Origin of the sequence: Massiliimicrobium timonense (assembly GCF_002160865.1) — a bacterium.
Taxonomy (GTDB): domain Bacteria; phylum Bacillota_I; class Bacilli_A; order Erysipelotrichales; family Coprobacillaceae; genus Allocoprobacillus.
In genome coordinates, this window is sequence record NZ_NFLJ01000081.1 from 1 (window position 1) to 2,209 (window position 2,209).

Below are 2,209 nucleotides of genomic sequence, written 5' to 3' on the forward strand. Positions count from 1 at the left end.
TCAACAAGTGTCATTTGATCAGCCTGATTGAAGTAGCCTAAAAGGTTACGTAAAACAATTTGAGTGACAATGTCAGAATTGGAATACTTAGGCAATCTTCTTGTATCATTGAAAGGAATATCATCTAGTGAAGACAGCAGATTGTACTTTTTAAGAAATGAAAGAAGCAAGATGCTGCCACCATCACAAGAAATGTTGCCACCGTTAAAATTTATGTTGTCAAAATTGAAAATAGATTGTATCATATAAGTGCTCCTTGTATTATAGTTTGAACACCTATATTATACAGGAGCTTTTATTATACATAAAGAAAAACTATTCACCCGATGGGTGAATAGTCAAAGAATAAATAAAACAAGAAAACGTTCATGAAATAAGGATATTTCATGATTATGTTATATTATCATGAATAATTAAGGTTTATTTTATCATGTATAAGAACAATGATTACTCATTGCCATTTTTATCGTGTGCCACGCATGATATAAACTTTAGAATCAGTAATAGTACCTTCAGTCATTATTCTATTAAAATATTGTATACTTGACATAAAATGACAATATTTATAGATATCCCTCATTATAATAATTATAAATAAATCTATAGCAAAAAAACATAAATATATAATTTTTTGCACTCAATAGCAAAAACTTTATAAAATAAAAAGTTTTTGCTATAATATGCTTAATGGAGGAGATTCTATGAAAAAATATGATTTAAAAAATAGAGATTTGTATTTAAATAAGTTAAAAGTGTTTCAAGATACAGAACCTGTTAAAGTTGTGACAGGAATACGTCGTTGTGGGAAATCGAGTCTTTTAAAGCTTATGGTGAATTATTTATTAGAATCTGGTGTTCATGAAGAACAAATTATAGAGATGAATTTTGAATCATATGTATATAGAAAAATGAATGCTGATGATTTTTATCATCATGTTTCACAATTGATTATACCTCATCAAAAAATGTATCTTTTTTTTGATGAACTTCAAAGAATTACTGGATGGGAAGATGTTGTTAATTCTTTTCGTGTTGACTTTAATTGTGATATTTATATTACAGGTTCAAATGCCTATTTATTATCGTCACAATACTCTACTTATTTATCTGGAAGATATGTAGAAATCAAAATGTTACCACTGTCTTTTCAAGAATTTATTGATTTTCATGGTTTTACAATAAAGGAAACAATCAACGCCTTAGGAAATAAAAAAAGATATGTTTATGATTCAAAAGGAGATAGATATGAATTAAATGAACTATTTCAAGCTTATATGCGATATGGTGGTATGCCAGGAATTGTTGATGTAGGGTTAGAGCAAGAAAGAGTTTTAACATTATTGGATGGCATTTATTCAACGGTTATAGTGAGAGATATTTTAGAAAGAGAAACTTTAAAAAGTCAAAGAAAAATAACTGATTCAGTTTTACTTAGAAAAATTATTATGTTTCTTGCAGATAATATTGGTAGTAATATATCTATTTCAAAAATTGGAAATGTTCTTATGGATGAGGGATTATTGGAAAAGGAAAGAAAAACCAAACCAAGTCATCATACTGTTCAAGCTTATGTTAATGCTTTATTAGAAGCTTATTTTTTCTATGAAATTAAGAGGTTTGATATAAAGGGAAAAGAATATTTACGTACCTTAGGAAAATTTTATATTGTTGATATAGGATTAAGAAATTATTTGTTAGGATATAGAAATAGAGATACAGGACATGTATTAGAAAACATTGTTTATTTTGAATTGTTAAAACGAGGATATGATATTGCGGTTGGAAAGATCAATCAGTTAGAAATAGATTTTATTGCGACTAAAGCTGATGAAAAATTGTATGTGCAAGTTACTGAATCAATGATAAGTGAATCAGTCCGTAAAAGAGAATTAACTCCACTAGAAAAAGTCAACGATAATTATGAAAAAATTATTTTATCCTTAGATAATGAAACTATGTCATATAATGGTATAAAATTATATAACATAATGGATTGGTTAATTGAATAAGAAAAATAAACTTGTTATCAGTGATTTATATGAGATATATATGAGAATTTATTAATAATAATGTATAAAATAAAAAAGTATTGTTCATAATTCCACTATGAGGTGAAATTATGAACAATCTAAAAAAGCTTATTTTTATTATTCTTGTCTGCATGTTATGTGTTAGTGTTGAAGCAAAAAGTCAAAATCCTAAATATAAA

Annotated in this window: 2 protein-coding genes; one reads left to right on the forward strand and one right to left on the reverse strand. The window is 26.5% G+C overall.

What is annotated here, in order from left to right; genetic code table 11:
• The coding region (locus B5E75_RS14135; protein ID WP_206413999.1) for a transposase at positions 1-245 on the reverse strand (245 nt) is incomplete at its 3' end.
• A gap of 456 nt (positions 246-701) precedes the next feature.
• Between B5E75_RS14135 and B5E75_RS14140 the strand changes: the two genes are divergently transcribed.
• Positions 702-2,009, forward strand: coding sequence for an ATP-binding protein (locus B5E75_RS14140; protein ID WP_087360577.1), 1,308 nt, complete (start codon positions 702-704; stop codon positions 2,007-2,009).
• Positions 2,010-2,209 lie beyond the last annotated feature (200 nt).

Excerpts from the sequence above, each read along its gene's own strand:
- B5E75_RS14140 (WP_087360577.1), top strand. The coding sequence starts at position 702 with ATGAAAAAATATGATTTAAAAAATAGAGATTTGTATTTAAATAAGTTA.